General features: G+C 62.1%; 20 protein-coding genes. 4 read left to right on the forward strand and 16 right to left on the reverse strand.

Going from position 1 to position 24,775, the window contains the following annotated elements:
• Positions 1 to 81: 81 nt before the first annotated feature.
• The 16 genes from NTD85_RS20180 to NTD85_RS20255 all read right to left on the reverse strand — a co-directional run bounded on the left by NTD85_RS20180 (position 82) and on the right by NTD85_RS20255 (position 18,152).
• On the reverse strand, positions 82 to 882 hold the full coding sequence (locus tag NTD85_RS20180; protein ID WP_262143023.1) for a ChbG/HpnK family deacetylase: 801 nt from the start codon (positions 880 to 882) through the stop codon (positions 82 to 84).
• A complete protein-coding gene (locus tag NTD85_RS20185) occupies positions 854 to 2,038 on the reverse strand; it encodes a GNAT family N-acetyltransferase (RefSeq protein ID WP_262143024.1) in 1,185 nt (394 codons plus the stop codon). Before NTD85_RS20185 ends, NTD85_RS20180 begins: the two co-directional genes overlap by 29 nt.
• A gap of 4 nt (positions 2,039 to 2,042) precedes the next feature.
• Entirely contained in the window at positions 2,043 to 2,732 is a 690-nt protein-coding gene (locus NTD85_RS20190; protein WP_226500073.1) for a GNAT family N-acetyltransferase, read from the reverse strand.
• A 176-nt stretch (positions 2,733 to 2,908) separates the two neighbouring features.
• A complete protein-coding gene (locus NTD85_RS20195) occupies positions 2,909 to 4,828 on the reverse strand; it encodes a hypothetical protein (RefSeq protein WP_262143025.1) in 1,920 nt (639 codons plus the stop codon).
• Positions 4,825 to 6,129 carry a lipopolysaccharide biosynthesis protein gene (locus NTD85_RS20200; RefSeq protein ID WP_262143026.1) on the reverse strand — a complete coding sequence of 435 codons (1,305 nt, stop codon included), beginning with the start codon at positions 6,127 to 6,129 and terminating at the stop codon, positions 4,825 to 4,827. The genes NTD85_RS20195 and NTD85_RS20200 overlap by 4 nt, the downstream gene beginning before the upstream one ends.
• The gene (locus NTD85_RS20205) at positions 6,126 to 7,127 is read right to left on the reverse strand and encodes a polysaccharide deacetylase family protein (protein ID WP_262143027.1); all 1,002 of its coding nucleotides are present in this window, start codon (positions 7,125 to 7,127) and stop codon (positions 6,126 to 6,128) included. The genes NTD85_RS20200 and NTD85_RS20205 overlap by 4 nt, the downstream gene beginning before the upstream one ends.
• Positions 7,128 to 7,140: 13 nt before the next feature.
• Positions 7,141 to 8,277, reverse strand: coding sequence for a glycosyltransferase family 2 protein (locus NTD85_RS20210; protein ID WP_262143028.1), 1,137 nt, complete (start codon positions 8,275 to 8,277; stop codon positions 7,141 to 7,143).
• A complete protein-coding gene (locus NTD85_RS20215; RefSeq protein ID WP_262143029.1) occupies positions 8,270 to 9,238 on the reverse strand; it encodes a glycosyltransferase in 969 nt (322 codons plus the stop codon). Before NTD85_RS20215 ends, NTD85_RS20210 begins: the two co-directional genes overlap by 8 nt.
• Positions 9,235 to 10,605 (reverse strand): O-antigen ligase family protein, encoded by a 1,371-nt coding sequence (locus NTD85_RS20220; protein WP_262143030.1) that lies wholly within the window; start codon positions 10,603 to 10,605, stop codon positions 9,235 to 9,237. The genes NTD85_RS20215 and NTD85_RS20220 overlap by 4 nt, the downstream gene beginning before the upstream one ends.
• On the reverse strand, positions 10,602 to 11,693 hold the full coding sequence (locus NTD85_RS20225; protein WP_003226293.1) for a glycosyltransferase family 4 protein: 1,092 nt from the start codon (positions 11,691 to 11,693) through the stop codon (positions 10,602 to 10,604). The genes NTD85_RS20220 and NTD85_RS20225 overlap by 4 nt, the downstream gene beginning before the upstream one ends.
• The gene (locus NTD85_RS20230; RefSeq protein WP_262143031.1) at positions 11,690 to 13,282 is read right to left on the reverse strand and encodes a GumC family protein; all 1,593 of its coding nucleotides are present in this window, start codon (positions 13,280 to 13,282) and stop codon (positions 11,690 to 11,692) included. The genes NTD85_RS20225 and NTD85_RS20230 overlap by 4 nt, the downstream gene beginning before the upstream one ends.
• A 21-nt stretch (positions 13,283 to 13,303) precedes the next feature.
• Entirely contained in the window at positions 13,304 to 14,332 is a 1,029-nt protein-coding gene (locus tag NTD85_RS20235; RefSeq protein ID WP_003226289.1) for a polysaccharide biosynthesis/export family protein, read from the reverse strand.
• Between the two features lie 21 nt (positions 14,333 to 14,353).
• Positions 14,354 to 15,001, reverse strand: a complete 648-nt coding sequence (locus NTD85_RS20240) for a CpsD/CapB family tyrosine-protein kinase (RefSeq protein WP_003226287.1) — start codon at positions 14,999 to 15,001, stop codon at positions 14,354 to 14,356.
• Entirely contained in the window at positions 15,001 to 15,747 is a 747-nt protein-coding gene (locus NTD85_RS20245) for a sugar transferase (protein ID WP_003226286.1), read from the reverse strand. Before NTD85_RS20245 ends, NTD85_RS20240 begins: the two co-directional genes overlap by 1 nt.
• Before the next feature lie 18 nt (positions 15,748 to 15,765).
• Positions 15,766 to 16,803: an NAD-dependent epimerase gene (locus tag NTD85_RS20250; RefSeq protein ID WP_003226284.1), complete on the reverse strand. Its 1,038-nt coding sequence runs from the start codon at positions 16,801 to 16,803 to the stop codon at positions 15,766 to 15,768.
• Complete coding sequence (locus NTD85_RS20255) at positions 16,800 to 18,152, reverse strand: UDP-glucose dehydrogenase family protein (protein WP_262143032.1); 1,353 nt, start codon at positions 18,150 to 18,152, stop codon at positions 16,800 to 16,802. The genes NTD85_RS20250 and NTD85_RS20255 overlap by 4 nt, the downstream gene beginning before the upstream one ends.
• A gap of 389 nt (positions 18,153 to 18,541) precedes the next feature.
• Between NTD85_RS20255 and NTD85_RS20260 the strand changes: the two genes are divergently transcribed.
• From NTD85_RS20260 to NTD85_RS20275, 4 genes are all read left to right on the forward strand, one after another.
• A complete protein-coding gene (locus NTD85_RS20260; protein ID WP_262143033.1) occupies positions 18,542 to 20,239 on the forward strand; it encodes a sulfatase-like hydrolase/transferase in 1,698 nt (565 codons plus the stop codon).
• A gap of 304 nt (positions 20,240 to 20,543) precedes the next feature.
• Positions 20,544 to 21,197 (forward strand): ABC transporter ATP-binding protein, encoded by a 654-nt coding sequence (locus NTD85_RS20265; protein WP_003226276.1) that lies wholly within the window; start codon positions 20,544 to 20,546, stop codon positions 21,195 to 21,197.
• The gene (locus tag NTD85_RS20270; RefSeq protein ID WP_262143034.1) at positions 21,194 to 23,665 is read left to right on the forward strand and encodes an ABC transporter permease; all 2,472 of its coding nucleotides are present in this window, start codon (positions 21,194 to 21,196) and stop codon (positions 23,663 to 23,665) included. Before NTD85_RS20265 ends, NTD85_RS20270 begins: the two co-directional genes overlap by 4 nt.
• Positions 23,655 to 24,725, forward strand: coding sequence for a lipocalin-like domain-containing protein (locus NTD85_RS20275; RefSeq protein ID WP_262143035.1), 1,071 nt, complete (start codon positions 23,655 to 23,657; stop codon positions 24,723 to 24,725). Before NTD85_RS20270 ends, NTD85_RS20275 begins: the two co-directional genes overlap by 11 nt.
• The last annotated feature ends 50 nt before the right edge of the window (positions 24,726 to 24,775 follow it).

The following is a 24,775-nucleotide window of genomic DNA, read 5'->3' on the forward strand; positions in this document are numbered from 1 at the left end:
GGTGTAGTGGATGTTGCTTTTGTGGGTATAGATCACACCTGCAATGCCGTTTCGAAGCGCCATCTTCGAAAGTATTGCAAGTTATGTAGGTCGATCGAGTGCCGCGGCACCGCGTAGAAAGTCCTTGTTCAGATCGGCATAGGAAACCCGTGGAACGCCCGGCAGCTGCTGCTCTAGCACGCGGCTCAGGGATTCTCCGGGGTTGAGATAGGCATCACCGAAATCGCTCCCGAGCTGATTCGGGTGGGCAACGATTTCCAGCACGCCGTCGGTCGGCGCGGGGTCGTTGCGCAGATCCACCGGGGTACACACGTAGTCCGCCGTGGCCCCGGCCAGAGTCTGCAAGCGCCAGTTGAGCAAACCTTTGAACAGGCGTTTCGGCAGACTGAGGTTCTGCCCCAGGTTGCGTGCCAGGCGAATCGGCACGCCTTGCCGGGCGGCAAACCGGGCGACGATTTCGCCGATCGGCCAGATGTTGTGCACGTGCTGATGCGAGTCGATGTGGCTCGGCCGCACGCCATGTTCGACACAGCGTTGCCACTGCGCGTGCAACTCCTCACGCACCGCATCGCGATCTTCGCGACTCAGCCACAGACTGTGGCGCGGCAGGCTCAGATCGAACACGCCGTGGCCATCGCAGAAGGTACGACTGCGCAGGATCGAAGTGCTCAACGGCCGGCCGTAAGTCAGGTTGAAGTGCAACCCGACCCGACCTTGTAGCGACGGATGCCGGGCCATCGCGCAGGCTGCTTCGAACGCCGGCATGTTGGCCATGGCTGTGGCCGAGCTGATGACCCCGGCCTGAAACGCCGCGAAGATCGTCGCGTTTTCGTTCGGGCTCAACCCGAAATCGTCAGCGTTGACTATGACTTGGCGAGGCATGATCGCCCTCCGTGGTGATGACGACAGGTGGGGTGGGCGATGCCGGTTTGGCTGCACGCCGCGTTCGCCATTGCTGCACCGTCGGTTTCAATCGATGCCAGAGCCGCAACCCCAGCCCCAGCAACATCCCGCTGGGGCGCCAGGAATAGAAACTCCAGCGCCAGTGTTCCAGTTGTCCGGTCATGCGTTCGTGCAGTTGGTGGCTGGAGTTTTCCAGACTGACCCGCGAGGCATCGATCCAGCGCCAATGTTCGTCCAGCCCCCAGCGAATCCACTCCTCCAGCAGCACCCGGCCGCTGCCCAGATCGGCGTATTGCGGCAGGAACGCGAGGTTGTAATCGTAGAGTCGGTCCTGTTCGAGCAGCCCGAGGCGATAGCTGATGCAACGTCCGTTGAGTTCCAGCGTCACCACCCGCACCAGTCCCTGGCCGGCGAGGGCGGTGAAGGCGCGTTCGATCCATTGCCGACTGCGTTCGCTGGCGAAAATCCCCACGCCTTCGTCGCCTTTCCAGCTCACCGCTTCGACTTCGCTGATCGCCTGCAACAGCGGACCCATGCTCAGCGCGTCGGGAGTGATGCGCCGCACCTGGGCGCCACACGCGGCAATCCGTTTGCGCGCCCGCCGCAGCTTGTAGCGCGGGTCACCGGAGACTTCCTGATGATCGGCGTCGCTGATCAGATGCACCGGCACCCGGCAACTGAGACGGCGTTCGCCTGTAGAACTGTGGGCCATCCATTCGGTGAGCACGCTTTCTTCACCCGCAGGCTCGGACAATTCGTTGAGTTGCAGCAGCGCGTGCGGCAGCTGTCGGTGGATCAGGCGCAAGGCTTCGCGCATGTCCTCGCCCTTGAGCAATGACAACAGCGCCAGCCGGTCCGCCAGCGGATGGCCCAAGTGGTGCAGCACGCGGAACGGCACTCCGGCAAAACGCTCGCGGCCCGCCACCAGCGGCAGGCACAGACGCAATTCTTCCGCTTCCCAACCGAGCAGGATGTGCAGGCGCTCACTCTCGTCGAGTGCCTGCTCGGCCGCGCACAACCAGCCCAGGTGGTTGAACGGCGTGTGGTCCGTCACTTGCAGGCGCAGCGCTTCATAGGCTGCTGCCGGGAAGTCGGCGGCGCATAGCGAAGTGCGCCATTCGAATCGCGCCGGCATAGGCTCAGACCGCCGTTGCTGTGACAGGTGGACGGGACGGTTTGCGCAGCGCATCCAGTCGCGAACCGCTGTAGCGGGTTTCGCGGTAGAAGCGCCAGCGACCGAACAGGGTGTAGACGTTCATGATCCGGCCTTGCTCGGTGTACCCCATGCGCAGGTGCAGTTTCAGCGCCGGGATGTTGTGGAACTCGCAGACGTCCACGACCTTGTCGCAGCCCTGGGCCGCCATGGCTTTCCACAGTTCCAGTTGCAGGTCCACTGACAGTTCGGTGCCCCAGTAGGAGCGGGTCAGCTCGCCGCCGAATTCGAAGAACTCGCCGGGTTTCACCGGGAACAGGCAGCCGTAGTAATGCCGGTCGAAGTAGTCCCGCGCGCTGCCCCAGATGAACGCCACGGCATCGCCCTGATCGTCCAGGTGCATGTGCCCGGTATGCCCTTCGTTGGCCAGCTCGGCCATGGTCCCGACGCGGTCGCCGAAGTAGCGGGCGAAGGCGCTGGCGTTGTCGGCGGTGATTTTTACCACTCGCAGTGGCGGATACGGTTTGAGGCTGTGCGGTGGCACCGGACTGACCAGATCGCGCTCCATCCACAGCAGTTCCTGATGGAAAAACACGTAGTGCTTCCACGCCTTGCCGAGGGTGGCGCGCAGGCCTTTTTGTTTGATGTGTTCGCTGAGTTTGCTGACGGTACCCATGTTCTGTACTCCGGCGTTATCGCAGGGCGAACGACTGTGGCGAGGGAGCTTGCTCCCGCTCGGCTGCGCAGCAGTCGCCAATGGGGTCGCAAGTATTGGGGCCGCTTCGCAGCCCAGCGGGAGCAAGCTCCCTCGCCACAATTTTGTTTTCGCCATGCATTGTCTGAAATTCGGGTTCATGACGCGCTCCAGCTCAGGGCGAACAGGGTTTCCCCTGGCAAGTCGAAGCTGACGCGTCCGGCGCGACAGGCAAACGGCGCGTCGCGGCTGCGGTTGTCCGCGCCGAAGTAACGCAACGCACCGTTGTTCAGCGGGCACTTGGCGCCGCTCAGGTCGACACGCTGCAAACGCGTGCCCTTGTTCACACCGAGCAGGCCACGCTGGTCGTCGCCGGCCATCGCCAGCACATCGACTTCAAAGCCATCGTTCTCCAGCCACAGCACCTTGTGCAGCCAGTGTTGCGCGATGAATTGCTGGGCCAGCCCCACCGGTTTCAGCTCGAAACGCTCAGCGCCCAAGACCCGGATCATGCCCTTGGGGTACTGCGGTTCATCGGCGGCCTGAAACCAGTTGAGCATCGTCAGCAAACCGTCCTGCGAAGCGTTGATCACCACCGAGGCCCACCACAGCGAGGCGTAATGGGTCTCCTGATCGTAGGGGCTGAGGCTGGAACCGCTGGACAGATTGGTCTGATCCAGCAGCAAGGCCTTGCGCGGCTGGCCATGGGCGTCGAGGCCGACCAGATCGGCGGCGCGGCGCACGCTGTCGCGGTAGACCCGGGTGGCGAGCAGGTCGCGGATCATCCATTCGTGCCACGCCAGCGCGTCGATCTGCTCGGCGGACTCGCCGAGCAAGCGCCGCGCCCAGTCGATGCCGCGCTTGTCTGCCGCGTTGTCGGCGAACGGCCCGTTGACCAGCCGTGAACTGGCCGGCATGGCGATGCGCACGCCGGCCTTGGCATTCGCCGGATCGCTGCGCACCTGTCTGGCCATGCTGGTGAAAATCGCCCGGTATTGCTCGAAACTCGAATAGTTGAGGTTCGGCTCGTCGGCAAAACCGATGTAGTGCGTGCCTTTGCCGCCGAGCGCTCGGGTGCCGGCGAGCCAGGTGTCGAGCCCGCCATTGCTTTGCACATCGGCGCGCAGATCGGCCTGACGCTGGCTGCCGGCGAGCAGGGTGATGTCCTGACGGATGCCGAAGCGCTCCTGATAAGCCAGACGAAACGCGTCTTCGAAGTGCGGATTCTTCGCCGTGACATCGACAAAACTGTAGTAACTGGCGGCGGTCGGTTTCAGCGCATCCAGCGCGGCATGGCTGGCGGCGGGCGGCATCACGTAGGGCAGGGCGATGCCCAGATCCGGGGTGCGCCCGAGGATTTTGTCGTGCAGGGCCAAGTGGATCTGGCCGGTCTCCTCGCGCACGGGTTTGAGTTGCTGCGGAGTCTGCGCAAACCGATTGGCCGTGCCGTCGAGCCAGAACGCCGCTTTGCCGCTGCCTTGCAGGCGCAGGCGCCAAACCTGTTCGCGCGCGCTGACCGGCAGCGCCAGTTGATCGAACTGCCAATAGGCGCGATAGGGTTTGAGCGCCAGCGTCAGTGGCCGGTCATCGCCAACCCGTTGTACCTGCAGCGCGTTGACCCCGCCATGAAACTTGCCGGCGAGCACCGCGTGTTCCCCCGGCGCGACCTTGAAATACAACTCGTCGCCATTCTGCGTCTGGGCGCTGAAATGCACCTTGGCCGGCTCGAACAGCGCGACGGTGCGGTCGTCGTGCTCGACCCGGTAATTGCGGAAGCTGTAGCCAGGAATTTCCAGGCGATAGCTGGCGGCACCCGGCAGCAACGCCCAGCTCTGGGTGCCGCGGGTTTCGCTGGCCTTGATCAAGCGTTCGCCCTGCAATTTGCCCTGGCCGTCGAGCAGGTACAGATGCTCTTCGTTGGCGTCGGCCTGCCACGCGGGTGTCCAGCGCACGGTCACGGTGTCCGAGCGATCGGTTTGCAGGTACAGGCTGCCGTCGCGGATCTCGCCCCAGCGCATCGACGCGGCAAAGGCGTCCAGCGACAGGCCGAGACCGAGCAGCAGGACCAGGCCTTTCATGCGGCCTTCCGTTGCAGCATTTGCAACATCGGCGTGATGTCGCTGGGCAGGATGATCAGGGTTTGCCAGAACGCCACGCCGCTCAAACGGCAGTACAGCACCAGCATCGCCACGGTGACGGCGAGATAGGCAATTGACGAAGCCGCCGCCGCGCCGACGATCCCATAGGCCGGAATCAACACCAGGTTCAGCGCCAGATTGAGCAGAGCACCGAGGCCCATCAGCAGCGATACCGTGCCGGGGCGGTTTTTCCCCAGCAGGTCCAGACGCAGGATGCTCGCGTAGCACAAGCCGAGCAGCCCCGGCAGCAACGCTAGCAGTGCCGGATACGCCGGTTGGTAGGCGATGCCGAACAGGGTGACGATCAGCCAGTTGCCGATCACTGCCATACACAGGCACGCAGCGAGCATCACCGTGGCGGTCAGGCGCAGGGCCAGCGGGGTGACCTTGTCCATGCCTTCGTCCTGTTGCAGCAGGCGCTTCATCAGCGGCGTGGTCACCGCTTCCGGGACGATCAGCAGCAGTTCGGCGGCAGCGCTGGCCATGGCGTAATGACCCAGCGCGGTGCTGCCGAGCAGGGCGCCGATGAACAGGTAGTCCGAGCGCAGAATCACTTGCTGGAACAGCAGATCCGGATGGCTGCGCGCGCTGTAGCGCAGCAGTTCCTTCTGGCTGGCGCGATCCCATTGCAACTGCAGCGGTTGCGCGCGTTTGAGCCAGACCCAACCGGCCAGCACCACCAGGCTGATCCCGGCCAGCCAACTGATCAGCGCGGCTTCCAGCGCTGCGCTTTTCCACATCCAGAACAGCGCGAGAAACAGCAGCAACGGCGCCAGCGATTCGGTCAGGCGCAAGGCGTTGAACGCGACCACGCCGCCGGAGGCGTTGTGCAGGGTCAGCAGACCGCTTTTCAGCACGGTCAGCGGCACCGCCAGCAGCAACAGCCAGGCCAGCAGGCCGAGCTGCACAGTCACATCCAGCTCACTGCCGAACTCACGCACCAGCGCCACCACCAGCAAGGTCAGCAGACCGGCGAGCAAGCAACCGAAGACCAGCACCTGACTCAGCAGCAGCCCCATCGGCCGTTGCTTGGCGGCCTGATAGCCGACGGCTGAATTCAACCCGCCACTGGTGGCGGCGCTGATCAGGTCGGGCAAGGTGCTGAGTAGCGCAAACAGCCCCCGTTCACTCGGCCCGAGGATCCGCGCCAACAACACGTTGCGCAGCAGACGCAGGGCGATCATCGCCAGTTTGGTGCCCATACTCAGTGCCAGATGCCTGAGATAGTGGCTGCGGCTCATGGCCGGTTGCCACGAAAGATGCGCCACGACAGCAGCTCAGGATTACGCGCGGTGCGCTGGCTGACACCGAAACGCGGCAGGTTCAGCGGATCGCCTTCGCCGCGATAGATGCCGGTGCCAGTGCCGAGGGCGAACGGATAGTCGTGCGCGGCAATCTGCTTGCGCACCCGTTCGTCGTTGTTGCCGTTGGGGTAGCAGTACACCGGCAGTGGCCGGTTGCAGCCGTTGTTCAAGGCTTCACGGCTGCGGCTGATTTCTTCGCTCAGGCGCACATCGTCCAGTTCGGTGAGGATTTTATGGCTGGCGCCGTGCGGGCCGAAGCGCACCAGTCCCGAGGCCTCCAGCGCGCGTACCTGATGCCAGTCCAGCGCTTGCGGCAACGATTCCGGCGGACATTCGTCAGTCAGGCGTTCGAGCATCTGCGGTTCGAGGCTCTTCAGGCTTTGCAGGTAATGCAGCAGCGACAGGCTGCGGCGATCGACGTCAATGTCGTCGACCAGCACCGGCACCGGGTGATGAATCGCGTGCAGGCATTCGATCAAGTGCAGGCGGGTCTTTTCGCCATGGCTGCCCCACAGGGTTTCGCCAAGGCTTTCCCACCAGAAGCGCTGACGGCTGCCGATGAAATCGGTGGAGAGGAAAATGCTCGCCGGCACCTGATGCTTCTGCAGCAGCGGGAAGGCGTTGACTGCGTTGTCGCGCCAGCCGTCGTCGAAGGTCAGCGCCACCCGTGGGCGCTCGTCGCGCGCTGAGCCGGGCGTCAGGACATCCATCAGCGGTACACAATCGAAATGCCGACGCAGCCACACCAGCAGGTGATCGAACGCCTTGGGGCCGACGCACAGTTCATTGCGGTGCGGCAGGTCGGCAGCGCGGTCGTTGTCCAGCACCCGGTGCAACATCAGGATCACCCCGGCACCGTGCAACTGGTTTCGTCCTACGGGCGAATTGAGGTAAAGCCAGCCGCTGGTACGTTTTATCAATTGTTTGATCGCCATGGCTTCGGTCCTCTCAACGGTTTTGTTCAGGGTTCCACTGGGCGTAACGGTGGCCGCGCAGGAATTGCCACAGGCCGATGCTCATGCCTGCCAGTGTCACCAGCAGGAATGCCGCAAGGCGGAACGGTTTGGGTAACCGGTGTTGTGAATCCAGCAGTCCGGCAATCGCCACGGCGTAGCCGAACAGTTGGGCGATCAGGGCCAGTCGATAGAAACCGTGGTCGTCCCACAGCCAGAAGTTGCTCAGCAGCAACGGCAGCAGGAGGATCGGTGCCAGACGCCGGATCAGCTTGTGGCTGATCAGCGCAATCGAATACAGGCCATGTTTGAGTGGGTTGAGCAGCTCACTGCGCTGGGCGAGGCTTTGCAGGCCACCGACGGTGACGCGTTGACGGCGGCGGAATTGTTTGTCCGCTTCGTCGACACCGTGGTCGATCACTTGCGCCTCGGGCACGTACACAATGCGCTTGAATGCCACCGGTGCACAGGTGCTGAGAAAGAAGTCGTCATTGACCTCCGCCGGCACGCTCTGGAACAGCTCGCGGCGCAGGGCGAGCAGGGCGCCGTCGGCCGAGACCATGCAGCCAGTGCGGTTCTCCACCCGGCGCAGCCAGCCTTCGTAGTGGCGGTACAGACTGTCGCCGACGCTCAGGCCACCGCCCGTCACCGGAATCACCATGTGCCCGGCGCAGGCGCCGACATTCGGGTCACTGAGTGGCGCGAGCAGGTAGCCGAGGGTTTCCCGCGACCACTGGTTGTCGGCATCGGTGAACACCAGAATATCGCCAGTGGCCAGGGCCACGCCGGCATTCAGCGTCGCCGCTTTACCCAGGCGCGGCAGATCGAGCACGGTGATGCGCGGATCGATCACTTTGTGCGCGCAGGCCACGGTGTCGTCGGTCGAGCCATCGCTGGCGAGAATGATCTGCAACCCGGCCGGCTGATAGTCCTGCGCCAGCAGCGTACGCAACTTGTGCTCGATGTGCCGCGCCTCATTATGCGCGGCGATCACGATGCTGATGTTCAGCGGCGGCGTCGGGCTGTGGCGCCAGGCCGGGAACAGCGGCGCCAGCACGGTCAGCAGCAGCGGGTAGCCGAGGTAGGCGTACACCGGCAGCAGCAGGCACAGCCAGAAAATGAATTCAGCCACGGGCAGGCCTCCTGGCGTTCCAATGACACACACTGAGAATGAGCGCCGCCCCGGCCAGGTGCAGACGCACCCAGTGCAGGCCCCACAGTTGCAGGGTCAGGCCAATGTCGTGATGGCGTGAACTCTGGCGAATGCTCAGCACCAGCGCCGGAATCAGGGTCAGCATCACCATGACCGCTGCGTGATGCGGAAAGCCGTTGAGCAGCGCGGAAATCGCCAGCAAGTCCAGCAGCCATGCCATCAGCGACAGCAGCGGAAAGCGCAGCAGACGCAGGCTGAAACCGTGGGTGCGCAACAGTTGCAGATGACTGCCCTGACGCCACATTTCCTTGCCCATCCACTCACGCCAGTTCATCTCGTAGCCCCAGTGAAGGGCCACGTTGTTGTTCACCGACAACAGCCGCGCGCCTTGCTCGTTCAGGCGCAGGGTGAATTCCTTGTCCTCGCCGGTGCGCAGGTGTTCGTCGAAGCCGCCGACCTTCTCGAACCAGCGCCGGCGCATCAGCAAGTTGGAGCTGGGCAGCCAGTCCACTGTGTGCGACGCCTGCCCGGAAGTGCGCAGCGTGCGCCGTTGCCAGGCCGTCGCGTACCACGGCGCAGCGGCGGGAGTATGCAGATCCAGACCAAACACATCGGCCTGACCACTTTCCTCCAGTTCGAACAGTGGCCTGAGCCAGTCTTCGGGCATTTCAACGTCGGCATCAATGAACGCGATCCACTCGCCGCTTGCCAGCAGGACACCGCGATTACGCAGCGCACCGATCAGCAGCCCAGGCAGCACCAGCACCTGCGCACCGAACTGGCGGGCGATGTGCGGGCCGTCATCGCTTGAGCCGTTGTCGACCACGATCAGCTCGCACTCGACATTGGCTGCGTGCGCGGCTTTCTGCGCCGCCAGCAGTGTGCGGCCGATGTGCCGGGCCTCGTTGTACATCGGGATGATGATGCTGATGCGGCTCATGTTCTGGCCTCGGTTAGTGGCGCTTGCTCGGCCTTGAGGCGCAGCACGCTGGTCAGCGCGAGCATGATCCACACGTACTTCTGGTTCGGTGCGCTGAGGAACATCAGGAACAGGGTCAACGACAGGAAACTCACACCGAGGTGGGTCATCAGGTCCGCCTGCTGCCAATCGCGCCGCAGCATCCACGCGGCGCGGGCGCGGATCAGGTTGTACAGGCCCAGGCCGAGCATGCCGACGAACAACAGGCCGGCGGGAATCCCCAGTTCACTGAAGATTTCCAGGTAGGTGTTGTGGGCGCGGCGGTACAGGTCGCCGATCTTTCGGTTGGCGGAAAACGCCTTGGCATAGCCGGTGGTTGCGTAGTGCAGCGGGAAGGTGCCGGGGCCGGAGCCGAGCAGCGGATTCTCGCGGATCATCTGCCCGCCGACCACGATGTACGAGGCACGTCGGCCGAGGGATTCGTCGTCGTGGCCCTTGGCGCCGGCGCTCAACACGCTCAGGGACTGAATGCGCGCGATGTAACCGGCGGGCATCGCGTAGATCGCCAGCGGAATCACGATCGCTGCGCCGAGCATGGCGAAACCCAGGTGCCGTGGACGAATCCGGGTGAGTTGCGCGCGGTAGTGCCAGCAGCCGATCAACAGACTCAAGGCCACCACCACCAGCCCGGAGCGCGACTCGGTCTTGGTCATGCCACCGAGCAGCAGCACGCAGCAAGCGCCCCAGAACAAGCGGTGCAACAGGTTCGGGCCGCGAATCACCAGCAGCAGGGCCAGCGGAATGGCGAAGGCGATCAGCAGGGCGAACGCGTTGGGGTCTTCGAGCAGACCGGCGGCGCGGCCCTGATCCTGGAACTTGGTCGAGAACATCGCCATGGCGCAGGTGGCGCTGACGCTCAGGGTCACCAGTCTGGAAAACAGGTCTAGATTCAATTCGCGACCGATCAGCAGGGTGATGACAAACAGGATCAGGCCGACGCTCAGCTCACGCAGATGCCCCAGCGACATACCCATGTCATCGGTATTGAGCAGGCTGAGGAAATACAGGACCAGAAACCACAGCAGAAACCGCCAGATATTGCTGCGCAGACGCTCGGAGGGAATCTGATGCATGGCCAGTTGCAGCATCAGGATCACCGCCAGCGAGGCACCGATCAGTTTGCTCCCGGACAGCGAACTGTCCTTGAAGAAACCTTCGAACGGCACCAGCGCGGCGATGCCCAGCAGGCCCCAGGTCGGCTTGCGGTACAACACCGAGAAACCCACCAGAGCAATGACGGCGCCCGGTGCCAGAAATGGATAAGGGCTGGCGAGCAGACCGATGCACACCAAGCCGAGCAGCGTGACGATCGAGAGCGGGAAAATCATGCGCGTGCCTCCCGTGCCGTGCGGATGTACAGCTGCGACCAGCGTTCGGCCAAAGCCTTGAGGTCGTAGCGATCCTGTTGCGTACGCTTTGCGTTGTCGCACAAATGCCGGGCCAGCTTCGGCTCGCTCAGCAGGTTGTCGAGCTGGCGGGCGAGGGCAGAGCTGTCGGCGGGTGCCGCCAGCAGGCCGTTATTGCGGTGTTCGAGCACATCGGGAATGCCGCCGACTGCGAAAGCCACCACTGGCACGCCGGCCTGCATCGCTTCCAGCAGAATCATCGGTGTGCCTTCGGTGCGCGAGCTGATCACCAGCGCATCCAGTTGCTGCCACCACGGTTGCATGGCGGTCTGGTAACCGGGCAGGCGAATCCGTTGGGTCAATCCGGCGGCGTCGATGCGTGTTTGCAGCGCTTCACGTTCCGGGCCGTCGCCGAGCATCACCGCGTCCAGTTGCGGGTGCTGGTGACACAGCGGAATCAGTGCATCGAGAAACAGATCCGGGCCTTTCTCGCTGCTCAAACGCCCGACGTAACCGGCGAGCCAGCGCTGGCGGTCAACGGTGCTGACCAGCGCGGCGGCGGCCGGTAAACCGTTGGGGATCACTTGCAGTTTTTCCGCCTGCACGCTGGCCTGACGATGCAGCACGGCGATGCTCTCGGCCACGCACACCACCCGGTCCACCGAAGCGGTGCGGCACAACTGCAGACTCAGCCAGGTGTAGAACTTCTGCTTGCGGCTGCGCGGGGTGAAGCCGTGTTGGGTGATGACCAGTGGCAGACGCAACAGCGTCGCTGCGACCCAACCGAACAACAGCCCTTTGAAGTTGTGGGTGTTGATCAGCGGTTGCTCGCTGCGCCGGGCACTTAGATGGCGCATCAACTCGCCCAGCCCGGAGCAGCCACGACAGTCCACCCCGGCCTCGCGAAAGCGCGCGATCAGTGCGGGTGGTGCATCGAGACACAGCACCTGGTGCTGCCCCGGTGTCGCCAGGCAGTGATCGAGCAACATGCGCTCGGCCCCATAGAAGCCGCCGCTGCTGAGCAAATGAATGATCGGCAGCGCGGCATTCGGGGTGGACGGCGTGTTCAATTGCGCACCCAGTGCACGAAGCTTGGCACGGTCCAGTTCTTGTGCGGATTGCGTGGCAGAACGTTTTCGTCGTTGATCACCAGCAACACCGGCAGACCCAGTTCGTGGGTGATTTGCGCCGGATGTTTGAAACGGTGATCGAAGAACTCACGCACATACACCAGAGCAATCGCCAGCAGCAGACCGGTGAACAGCCCGAACGGGATGATCAGCAGCGGTTTGGGGAACGCCGGCTCGGTCGGTTCGAACGGCGGGCTCAGCACCTTGGCGTTCGACAGGTCATCGTTGAGTGAACCGGCGGTGCTGCTTTCGGCAAAGCGTTGCGCGTAGGTCGAGAACGCCGTGTGCAGTGCGTCGATTTCAGTGTCCATCTGCCGCAGCTTGCTCTGGGTCTGCTGCAAGGTGTGGATGCGGTTCTTGAAGTCGGCGATGCGCGCGGTTTTCTGATCGATCACCTGTTGCACCACGGCCAGGTCGTTGGTGCGTTCCTGAATGCGGTTGCTCACCACTTTGAGGAACTGCTGACGGGTGCGGGCGATCTGCTCGCGGGTCAGCAGCATCGGCTCGCTGCCGGGCTGGAACACCGCGAGGTCATTCATGTAGCGGCTGACCTGGGTGGTCAGTTGCTCGCCCAACTGTTTGACTTCCCGATCCTCGAACGCCACGTTGTCGACGGTGGTGGTGAAGGTGTAGGGGAAGGTGTAGTCGTTGAGTTTGTTGGTGCTGGCGGCGGCCAATGCGGTTTTCAGGTATTCAAGCCAGCGCTGGCTCTGCAACAGGCGATCCTGGTACAGGTTCAGCGCTTGCTCTTCGGTGTTGATCGCGTTCAGGCGAAAGGTGATTTCTTCCTTCGGATCGGACGAGCCGACGCTTTCCAGCAGCGCCTGGCGATTGCCCTCCAGTCCATCGAGACGCACCTGATACAGGTGCTTCTTGGTTTCGTAGAAGGATTGCGGCAGGTCGATCGATTGCAGCGCCTGACGGCTCACCAGATAGTTCTGCAGCAGGGTGGCGACAAACGTCGTGCCTTGATGCGGATCGGGGAAGCTGTAGACGATCGAGATCACGTTGGAGCCGGGCAGGGTCTCGATCTTCAGGCTGTCGAGGGCCTGTTGAGTGAGGCCGTCGAGCACGGTATCGCGCACCGGATCGGTCTCCAGCCCGAGCATGTTGCGCAGCGGGTTGATCACGTATTGGCGCAGGGGTGAGGTGACATAACGGCGGAACGGATCGCCGACCAGTTTGGCGAACATGCCGACCGGTGGGCTGTATTCGCCCTTGTCGCGCAACTCACTGATGGTCTGCCGGATCAACGCGGGCGAGCGCAGGATATTGCTCTCGGTTTCCATGTCCGCCAGCGACGGCGGAATGAAGGTGGCGTTATCGACCGTCAGTGACGTGGTGGCGTCACCCTGGGAGAGTTTTTTCGACTGCACGATCACCTGGGCGGTGATATCGAAGCTCTGTTTGAGCACCAGCGGCAGTACCAACGCGATGACTGCAAAGATCAGGAAGACGCGCTTCACCAGTTGCTTGTTGGCGAAGAAGATCCTGAAGAACTCATGCAGGTAGTTTTCCTTTGGATTCATGATCGGTCACCTGAGAGTCGGTTAGTTGCTGCTGTTGTCGTTCTTGTTGTCGAGGCGATAGCTGAAACTCATGCCCACGCCCTGGAACAGCACCACGTCCGCCAATTGCCGCGCGAGCTCGCCGGCACTGGCCAGTTTGGTTTTGGGCACGTAGAGCATGTCGTCCGGTTGCAGATAGGCGATTTGCGAAGCGTCGCCGGACAGGGCTTTCTCGACGTCGTAATGCACCGCCTGCACCTGATTGCCGTTGCGGCGCATGATCACCACCGAGTCGAGGCGCGCCTTGATGTTGGTGCCACGGGCCAGGGTCAATGCTTCAAGTACCGAGACCGGGCGACGAATCGGATAGGAACCCGGCTGGCCGACTTCACCCAGCACATAGATCTCGTTGCCGGCGGTGGATTTGAGCATCACATCGACGCTCATCCGACCTGGCAGTTGTGCGTACTTCTGGTTGAGGAAGGTTTCCAGCTGGTTGATGGTCATGCCTTGCAGTGGCACCGCGCCGATTTCCGGAAAACTCGCATAACCGTCGTTGCCCACGGTGATCTCACGGCTCATACCGGTGGCGGGATGGTTGAGGGCACTTTTGAGGTTCTGCTCATTGGTCAGCGGACTGATGACCTGCACCGTCAGCTGATTGCGGTTGGGCTGGAACAGCTGTTTGCGCTGGTAGGCACGCTGGATTTCTTCGCGCGCTTCGTCGCCGGTCAGCCCGGCGATTTTCACCGAGGTGTTGGCGCCCGGCAGGTTGATGGTGCCGTCAGGCAGCACCAACTGGTTGCCGTTGAGCTGGCTGGCCGCGGTGAAGTTCAGGCCGATCTGGTCACCCGATTGCACGCGGTAGGCGTCCGAACCGCTGGTGCTGATGTGGAAGATCACGTCCAGCACGTCTTGCGGGCGCAACGTCTGCTCGATCTTCGGCATATCGGTGGCCTGGGCGTTGGCCGGGGTGGCGGTGAGAATGTTCACCGGCATGGTCTGGGTCTCGGAATTGCTGGAGCAGCCTGCAAGCGGCAGCATCAGCAGAACAAGTATCTTGGCGTTCATGGCGTCATCCTTCGCATTTGCTTACAGGTTTTTGTAAAGCCATTTGGGCATGTAGTACTTGCGCCGGTTGAAGACGCTGCCAACCACTTTTGCCCCGGCCTGGGTCAGGCGTTGCACGGCGGCCTGGGCGACTTCCCAGCGCGTGTCCTCGGCGCGTACCACGAACACCACGCCATCGACCTGAGTGGCGAGTACCAGCGTGTCGGCGGCGGAGTACACCGCGTCACCATCGATCACCACAAAGCGGTACTGGCTGCCCAGTTGATCGAGCAACGGGCTCAGGCGCTCGGCAGTCAGGTGCTCCAGCGTGCGGATCGGCCGACCGTTGGGCAGGACATGGAACGGCAGGCTCGACACCTGCACCACGCAGTCCTGCAACAGCGGCGGGTTGTCCGGGTTGAACAGCAGATCGCGCAGGCCGCGCTCCTTGCTCAGGTTCAACTGTTGGGTGAGGTTGCTCGCCGACTGGCTGGCGTCGACCAGCAGCACCTGACCGCTGCTCATCTGCGCCAGTTGGCTGGCCAGCGCCAGCGCACTGGTGGTGGTGCCGGCACCAGGGTTGGCGGCGGTCAGGAACAGGATCCGCAGATCCAGATCCAGCACGGTCGAAATCAGGTTCGATTCGCTGGGGTTGGCAATGCTCAGGCTTTTGTTGGTTGAACCGTCCATTAGCTTGCTCCGTGGCCGCTGAATACTTTGAAGGGGGTTTTCAACAGGATCTTCAGATCAAGCAAAAGGCTTTGCTCGGCGATGTAGCTGAGGTCCAACTCAACGCGCTGGTCGAAGTCGATGTTGCTGCGCCCGGAGATCTGCCACAGGCCGGTCATGCCGGGGTAGATGCTCAGGCGAGCGAGGTGGCGGTCTTTGTAGCGGTAGGCGTTGAACGAGGTCGGACGCGGGCCGACCAGGCGCATGTCACCGCTCACCACATTGAACAGATTGGGCAGTTCGTCGAGGCTGGTGCGCCGCAGGAAACCGCCGATCCCGGTGATGCGCGGGTCCTTGTCGATCTTGAAATCGATGGCGTCGACCCCGTGCTTGTTGAGGTGGCGCAGCGATTCCTTCAGCTCTTCGGCGTTGCAGACCATGGTGCGGAACTTGTACATGCCGAACGTGCGGCCGCGATAGCCGGTGCGTTTCTGCACGAACATCACCGGTCCCGGGCTGGTGAATTTGATGGTCAGTGCCAGGCCCAGCAGCAGCGGCGAAAACACCACCAGGATCATCAGCGCACCGAAGCAGGCCAGCACTCGGTTGGTGCGTGACAGCGTCCATGGCCGGCCACCGTCGCGACCGGTCAACCAGCCACGACCCTGCCTGTGGATGGCGGTATCCAGGCGCATTCGGTGTTCGGGATCCATGCGCTTGTCACGACGCATCTGATTGATCGGTACACCTTGTTCATGTCCAGTCATGAGAACCTCCGCTGAAGTTCAGCCGCGAGCGGCGCGTGGGCGACAGGCAGTGGGGTAGTAGTCGCGAAACCAGGCGATGAAACGCCCCAAGCCTTCATCCAGCTCGATCCGGGGCTGGAACCCGGTGGCCTGGGCCAGATCATCGGTTTCGGCACAGGTGTTGAGCACATCGCCCGGTTGCAGGGGCAAGAGCTCGACAATGGCTTTCTGGCCGAGGTGTTTTTCCATCAACGCCAGGTAGGTTTTCAGTTCCACCGGATGGTGGCCGCCGATGTTGAACAGGCACCACGGGGCCATGCTGCTGCCGGCATCGGGGTGTTCGCGATCCCACTCCGGGTGGTTGTGCGGCGGATGGTCGGTGAGCCGGGCGATGCTTTCGACGATGTCGTCGATGTAGGTGAAATCGCGCTGGTGCTCGCCGTAGTTGAACAGTTTCAGCGGGGTGCCATCGGTGATCGCCCGGGCGAACTGAATCGGCGACATGTCTGGCCGACCCCATGGCCCGTACACGGTGAAAAAGCGCAGCCCGGTGCTCGGGATGCCGAACAGATGGCTGTAGCTGTGAGCCATCAGCTCGTTGGCTTTTTTGGTCGCGGCGTACAGCGACAGTGGGTGATTCACACCGTCATGCACCGAATAAGGCGTGTGCTGGTTGGCGCCGTAGACCGAGCTCGACGAGGCGTAGATCAGGTGCTCCACCGGATGGTGCCGGCAGCCTTCGAGAATATTCAGGAAACCGCTGAGGTTGCTGTCGAGGTAGGCCTTTGGGTTTTCCAGCGAGTAGCGTACGCCGGCCTGCGCCGCGAGGTGGATCACCACTTGCGGTTGCTCGCGGACAAACAGCGCTTCAATCGCCGCGGCATCGGCCAGATCAATCCGCGCGATCGGGAAATGCCCGACCTGATTACGTATCCATTGCACCCGATCGTGTTTCAGCTGCGGGTCGTAGTAGCCGTTGAAGTTGTCCAGGCCGACCACCGCATGCCCGTCGCGCATCAGCCGCAACACGCAATGGGCGCCAATGAAGCCGGCAGCGCCGGTGACCAGGATTTTCATGGGCGCAGTCCTTCCGGAGCGATGTGGCGCAGGCCGATGCCGCTGTAATGCAGACCGGCGGCGGCCACGTGTTCCGGGTTGTAGAGGTTGCGACCGTCAACGATCACCTTCGAACGCAGCTTGCTCGCCAGCAGCTCGAAATCCACCACGCGAAAATTTTTCCATTCGGTGCAGATCACCAGCGCATCGGCATCTTCCAGGGTGTCGTCGCGAGTGGCGCACAGATGCAGGTCGTTGCGATAGCCGTAGAGGCGCCGGCATTCAGACATGGCTTCCGGATCGTAGGCCTGCACGCTGGCGCCTTCGGCCCACAACGCGTCCATCAGGTAGCGGCTGGGGGCTTCGCGCATGTCATCGGTATTGGGTTTGAACGCCAGGCCCCAGATCGCGATCGACTTGCCGGCCAGACCCTGCGGAAACTGCGCCTTGAGTTTGCTGAACAGAATGTGCCGCTGACTGTCATTGACGTCGGTGACGCTGCGCAGCAGTTTCAGCGGCATGCCGTTGTGTTCGGCGGTGTGCAACAGGGCACGCAGATCCTTGGGGAAGCACGAACCGCCGAAGCCGCAACCGGGGTAGATGAAGTGGTAGCCGATGCGCGGGTCGGAGCCGATGCCTTTGCGCACGGCTTCGATGTCGGCGCCCAGCAGTTCGGTGAGGTTGGCCAGTTCGTTCATGAAGCTGATGCGCGTGGCGAGCATTGCGTTGGCCGCGTACTTGGTCAGCTCGGCGCTGCGGTTGTCCATGAACATCAGTTTTTCGTGGTTGCGGCAGAACGGCGCGTACAGCTCGCTCATCTGCTCGCGGGCTGCGTCATCGCGGGTGCCGACGATGATCCGGTCCGGACGCATGCAATCGGCGAGGGCGCTGCCTTCCTTGAGGAATTCGGGGTTGGACACCACCCGTACCTTCAGGCTGCTGCGGCCACGACGTTGCAGCTCTTCGTTGGCCTTGGCGGCAACCTGGTCCGCCGTGCCGACCGGCACCGTGGACTTGATGATCAGGGTGCGATCAGCCTCCATGTGCGAGGCGATCTGCCGGGCCACGTTCAGCACATGGCTGAGGTCGGCGGAACCGTCCTCATCGGCCGGCGTGCCCACGGCGATGAAAATCAGTTCGGCATGTTCTACCGCGTCGCTGGCCTGGGTACTGAACAGCAGACGCCCGGCCTTGATGTTTTCTTCCAGCGCAGCGGATAACCCCGGCTCACTAATAGGCGGCACGGCTTGTTGCAGTTGTTTAATCTTGTTGGGGTCAATATCAACGCATAAAACCCGATGCCCTACATCTGCAAGTGCGGCGGCTTGAATTAATCCGACGTAGCCGGTGCCAAATACGCTCACGTCCATCTGCGCACCCTCGATAGAGCGAAAAGAAGAAGTTCGGAAGAAGACTGTAAAAGGGGTATAGCGCAGGGTTTGGAAAGCGTGTCAGCAAAATGACATGTTGCACCTGTATAACACTTGAGCGCTTTTTGGCGATTGGCCATCAAGTCATTGCTGCGATTGGATTTGTTGTTTTTTTGCAGATTTGTTCAGATTTAAAATAAGCGATAAACGGTTGTAAGTCTTTAATTTAAAGGCTTCTAGCGTTTTGCGTGTGTCAGATTTGAGTCACCGGTTTTTTGACGCTTTCTAAAGAATACAGTCAATTCTTGCGCTTTGATGGCTGGGTGCTAGTGTCAGGTTCTGACCGACAAACCTTTGACTCTCTGCCGTTTTGCACGAGCGGTATCGCCATGTTCAGATATGCCAAAGAATTACTTTTGATTGTTTATTTGCTGCTTTATTCCGAATATTACATTGAGCGGTTAAATGCTATCGGTGTCGGTTTTGCTGTACTTCTTTTTGGCGCGATGTTTTTGGCGCTTACTTTAGCGTTATATCTAACGGCTTATATTCGTCAGGCTCTCATTCGCCACTTGTTCGCAATAACACTGTTTGTCTCAGCGGTGTTTTTTGATGTCTATACCCGGGTCACCGCGGATTACCTGAGCTACAGCAGCTTTGTGTCGCTGGTGTACTCTGGCGGCTTCATCCAGGAAGCCGCCTACCAGTATCGCGACGCGATCATTCATGGCGCGCTCAGCGGGCTGCTGTTGCTGTTCGGTATCGGTCTCAAGCCGCGTCATGCACTGGTGGTGCCCAATGCGTTGCGCGTGGCAGCGCCGGTATGTGGCGTGTTGCTGTTGAGTACGGTGTTGTTCCTGCGGGCGGGCGAGGGCGCGCGCGGTTTGCCGATCATGTACACGCCGCTGGCCTATCTGAACCTGTTTGCCTATGAAGCGCTGCACAACACGGTCGGCCCGCGTGAGCCGGTGACGTTGGCGCGCAACACCGTGGCGATCAATCACGACATCGTGCTGATCATCGACGAAAGCATTTCCGGCAATTACCTGGACATCAACACGCCGTTCGGGGTGCACAGCAACCTCAAGCAGGCGCATCCGGGTGTCGACATCTTCAACTACGGCTACGCCGCGTCCATTGCCAATTGCAGCGCCGATACCAACGTCACCCTGCGCTACGGCGGCACTCGCGCCGATTACATGCGCATCAACAGCACGCTGCCGTCGATCTGGCAGTACGCGAAAAAAGCCGGGTTGCGCACGGTGTACATCGACGCCCAGCGCACCGGCGGCAATTTGCAGAATCTGATGACCGACACCGAAAAAAAGGACATCGACGAATTCGTCCAGTTTGACCAGACCAGTGTGCGTGATCGCGACATGGCCGCCGCCGCGAAACTGATCGAACTGCTCAACGATGATCAGCCGGAGTTGGTGGTGATCAACAAGGTCGGCGCGCATTTCCCGGTGCACGACAAATACCCCGACGCCTTCATGGCGTATCGTCCGACCTTGCCACGTGGGCAGTTCACCGAAGTGGCCGACACCGGTAAACGCGACGGTTTCAACGGCCAGCCGGATGACTGGGTGCTGTACCGCAACGCCTACAAAAACACCGTGCTGTGGAACGTCGGCGAGTTTTTCGCCCGGGTCTTTGCCCAGGCCAATTTGCACAATGCACTGCTGATCTACACCTCCGATCACGGCCAGGACCTGCATGAGCGCGGCAATCCCGGGCTCAACACCCACTGCGGCGGCGATCCGGTCGAGGAAGAAGGGCTGGTGCCGCTGGTGGTGATTCAGGGCGATCAGGTGCACGGCCCGGACTGGACGCAGGCATTGGCGCAGAACAAGGATCGCTCCAGCCACTACAACATCTTCCCGACGCTGCTGCAGTTGATGGGTTACGACCTGGCGGGTATCGAGGCGGTATATGGCAAACCGCTGACGCTGCCGACCGCGGACGATTTCACCTTCAACTATCGCTTCAATGCGCGGTTGGGGGCCAAGCCTGAGTGGAAGCACATTGATCTGAAGACGATTGTCACGCCGGGGGAGGCTGCGACCAGTGTGGCAACCGGGAAGTGAGATTTGTGCCGGTTTCACTGGCCTCATCGCTGGCAAGCCAGCTCCCATAGTGTTTCAGGGTGAACCCGGTATTTGTGGACAATCTCAACCCCTGTAGGAGCTTGCCTGCAAGCGATGGGGCCAGTTCAAACACCACTGATCTGAAGATACTTCCCACAGTGTTTGATGGTGAGTCCAGTATTTGTGAGCCACCTCAATCCCTGTGGGAGCTGGCTTGCCAGCGATGAGGCCAGTACGAACACCTCTGATCCAATCAGGTCGCTATCCGCTATCCTTGCCCCACACTGACCCAACGGATGGCGGCATGCTTCAGGTTCAAGGCGTCTTCAAAAGTTACCTCACCCCCCAAGGCCCGCTCCCGGTGCTGCAAGGCGTCGACCTGACGCTCGAACCCGGCAGCAGTCTGGCGCTGATGGGCGAATCCGGCAGCGGCAAAAGCACCTTGCTGCACCTGATCGCCGGCCTCGACAAGGTCGATCGCGGCAGCATCCACAGCGGCGAACATCGGCTGGAGCAGATGAACGAGGCGCAACTGGCCGACTGGCGTCGCACCGAAATCGGTCTGGTGTTCCAGCAGTTCAACCTGATCGGCAGTCTGCGGGTCGAGGACAATCTGGCGTTTCAGGCGCGTCTGGCCGGACGGCATGAGCCGCGCTGGCAGGCGCATCTGGTGCAGCGTCTGGGCCTGGGCGATTTGCTCACGCGTTATCCCGAGCAGTTGTCGGGCGGCCAGCAGCAGCGGGTTGCGCTGGCCCGGGCCTTGGCGTCACGGCCAAAATTGTTGCTCGCCGACGAACCCACCGGCAGCCTTGACGAGGCCACCAGTGATGAAGTGCTGCGTCTGTTGCTGGAGCTGCTTGATGACACACCGACCACGCTGCTGATGGTCACGCACAGCCCGCGTGTGGCGGCACGCCTGGCGCGGCGCGTGGTGTTGTCCAACGGCCATCTGACGTGAACGTTTTCTGGCAAACCCTGCGCGCGCTGCTCAGTCATTGGCGACGGCACCCGGTGCAGTTTTTCAGTGTGCTGACCGGGTTGTGGCTGGCTACAAGTCTGTTGACCGGGGTCGAAGCGCTGAACAGTCAGGCCCGCGACAGTTACGCCCGGGCCAGTCAGATGATTGGAGGCGAACCGCAGGCCAGTCTTGTTGCGCCCAGTGGGGCGACGTTTACCCAGCAGTGGTTCATTGATCTACGCCGCGCGGGCTGGCCAGTCTCGCCGCTGCTGCAAGGCCGGCTGATGCTCAAGGATCACCAGGACCAGCGGCTGCAACTGATGGGCATCGAACCGGTGTCGCTGCCGACGGACGCTGCGGTGGCCGGGCAGGCGATGCCGATCGAGCGCATCGTCGAGTTCTTCTCACCGCCGGGCAGCACGTGGATTTCCCCGGAAACGTTGCAGGCCTTGAACCTCAGCGAAGGCGCCACGCCGCAAACCGCCAGCGGCCAGACCCTGCCGCCGCTGCACACACAAAAGGACATGGCGCCGGGCGTGTTGCTGGTCGACATCGGTGTCGCGCAAACCCTGCTCGAACAGCCCGGGCAACTGTCGCGGCTGTTACTGCCCAAGGATTTTCATGCCGAGCTACCGCCGGGGTTCAACGGTCGGTTGCAGCTTAAAAGCAGCGCCGAGGAAAACAATCTTTCGCGCCTGACCGAGAGTTTTCACCTCAACCTCGATGCGTTGGGATTTCTCTCTTTTCTGGTCGGGCTGTTCATCGTGCACGCGGCCATCGGTCTGGCGCTGGAACAGCGTCGTGGTCTGCTACGCACGTTGCGCGCCTGCGGGGTCAGTGCGCGGATGTTGATCGGCTGTCTGATCGTCGAACTCGGTGTGCTGGCGTTGGTTGGCGGGGTGTTCGGGGTCATCAGCGGTTACTGGCTGGCGAGCGTGCTGCTGCCGGATGTCGCCGCCAGTCTGCGCGGTCTGTACGGCGCAGAAGTGGCGGGGCAGTTGCGCCTGAGTCCGTGGTGGTGGTTCAGCGGTATCGGGTTGAGCCTGTTCGGCGCGTTGCTGGCCGGCGCCAACAGTCTGTTGCGTGCGGCACGACTGCCGCTGTTGGCGGTGGCGGATCCGCAGGCCTGGCATCTGCAACATGCGCGCTGGTTGCGACGTCAGGGTTGGCTGGCGGCGCTGCTGGGCCTGATCGCGCTGTTGGCATTGCTGTTCGGTGACAGCCTCGGTAGCGGGTTTGTGTTGATGGCCGGGTTGCTGCTCGGCGCCGCGCTGGCGTTGCCGGTGGTGCTCAGCGCGGTGCTCAATCCCTTGCTCGGGCGCAGTCGCTCGATACTCGGCCAGTGGTTTCTCGCCGACTGCCGCCAGCAACTGCCGGCACTCAGTCTGGCGCTGATGGCGTTGCTGCTGGCGCTATCGGCGAACATCGGCGCGGGCAGCATGACCGCCGGTTTTCGCCAGACCTTCGACGACTGGCTCGAACAACGTCTCAGTGCCGAGCTGTACCTCAACCCGGTCAATCCGGCGCAGTCCCGCGAAATGTACGCCTGGCTCAAACAACAGCCGAGCGTCAGCGCGGTGCTGCCCAACTGGCAAGTGGCGGTGACCCTGCAGGGGTGGCCGGCGGATGTCTTCGGGGTGATCGATCATCCCTATTATCGCCAACACTGGCCGTTGCTCGAGGCGATTGCCGGTGATCCGTGGGCGCATCTGGCAACTGATGACGCGGTGATGCTCAGCGAACAACTGGCGCGACGCCTGAAGGTTCGCGCAGGGGATCATCTGAGTTTGCCGACGCCGGGCGGCGCGTGGTCACCGCGAATCGTCGGGATCTACGCCGACTACGGCAATCCCAAGGGCCACCTGCTGGTCAACAGCAATCATTTGCTGCGGCTATGGCCGTCACTGACGCCGAACCGTTTCAACTTGCGCATCGCGCCGCCCGACATCCCGCCGTTTTTGCGCGCACTGCAAACGCGCTTTCAACTCGATGACAGCCGCATCGTCGATCAGGCGCGGCTCAAGGGTTGGTCGGTGCAAGTATTCGAGCGCACTTTCGCCGCCACCGCCGCACTGAATAGCCTGACCCTGGCGGTGGCCGGTGTGGCGCTGTTCATCAGCCTGCTGACCCAGAGCCAGAGTCGCCTCGGGCAACTGGCGCCGCTGTGGGCGCTGGGTGTGACGCGCCGTCAGTTGATGCTGCTTAACCTCGGCCAGACCTGGCTGCTGGCGGTGCTGACACTGGTGCTGGCGTTGCCGTTGGGGATCGCGTTGGCGTGGTGTCTGGATGCGGTGATCAACGTGCAGGCGTTCGGCTGGCGCTTGCCGTTGCGGATCTTTCCGCTGCAACTGCTGCAGTTGCTCGGGCTGGCGTTGCTGGCGACGCTATTGGCCTCGGCGTGGCCGCTATATTCGTTGTATCGCACGCAACCGGCGGATCTGTTGAGGACGTTTGCCCATGAGGATTAACCTGGTTGCGCTGCTGTTCGCGCTGTTGCTATTGGGCGGTTGCGATCAGCCCATGCCTGAGCAGAAGGGTTTTGCGGGACTCGGCGATCAGGCCGCGCAGTTCACACCGGTGGTGCCGGGGCGGGTATTCAGCTTCCCGGCGGATCACGGCGCGCACGATGGTTTTCGCATCGAATGGTGGTACGTCACCGCCAATCTCAAGGATCAGCAGGGCCACGATTTCGGCGTGCAATGGACGTTGTTTCGCAGCGCCTTGAAACCCGTGGCGCAACAATCGGGCTGGGCCAACCAGACGATCTGGCTCGGGCATGCCGCAGTGACTTCAGCCACCGCGCATCATGCCGCCGAGCGCTATGCCCGAGGCGGAGTGGGGCAGGCCGGGGTGAACGTCGCGCCGTTCGAGGCGTGGATCGATGATTGGCGCTTCGCCAGTCAGACGCAGGATCCGCTGACGGATCTGCAACTCAGTGCCCGAGATAAAGATTTCAGCTATCAACTGCACCTCACCTCCAGTCGTCCGCTGGTGTTACAAGGTGACAACGGTTTCAGCCGCAAATCCGAACAGGGCCAGGCCTCGTACTACTACAGTCAGCCGTTTTTTCAGGCCAGCGGCACCCTGCAAATCGACGGCCAGACCTACACCGTCAGCGGCCCGGCGTGGCTGGATCGTGAGTGGAGTAGTCAGCCGCTGGCAGCCAATCAGACCGGCTGGGACTGGTTTTCCCTGCACCTGGACAGCGGTGAATCGCTGATGCTGTTTCGCACCCGGCAAACTGATGGTGCGCCCTATCTGACCGGCACCTGGATCAGCGCCGACGGGCAGACCGAAACCCTGCACGGCGAGCAGATCAAACTGACCGCCCAGGGCACCGCCAAAGTCGCCGGACGCCAGATGCCGGTGCGCTGGTCGATCAGCATTCCGGACAAACACCTCGACATCAGCCTCGACGCACTCAATCCCAATGCCTGGATGAACCTGCGCATCCCTTACTGGGAAGGGCCGGTGCGGATCAACGGCAGCCATGGCGGGCGCGGCTATCTGGAGATGACCGGGTACTGAATTTCGTACACAAACCCCTGTGGGAGCGGGCTTGCTCGCGAAGTCCCCGG

Source organism: Pseudomonas sp. 13B_3.2_Bac1 (assembly GCF_025466205.1).
In the GTDB taxonomy this organism is placed as follows: Bacteria; Pseudomonadota; Gammaproteobacteria; order Pseudomonadales; family Pseudomonadaceae; genus Aquipseudomonas; species Aquipseudomonas fluorescens_H.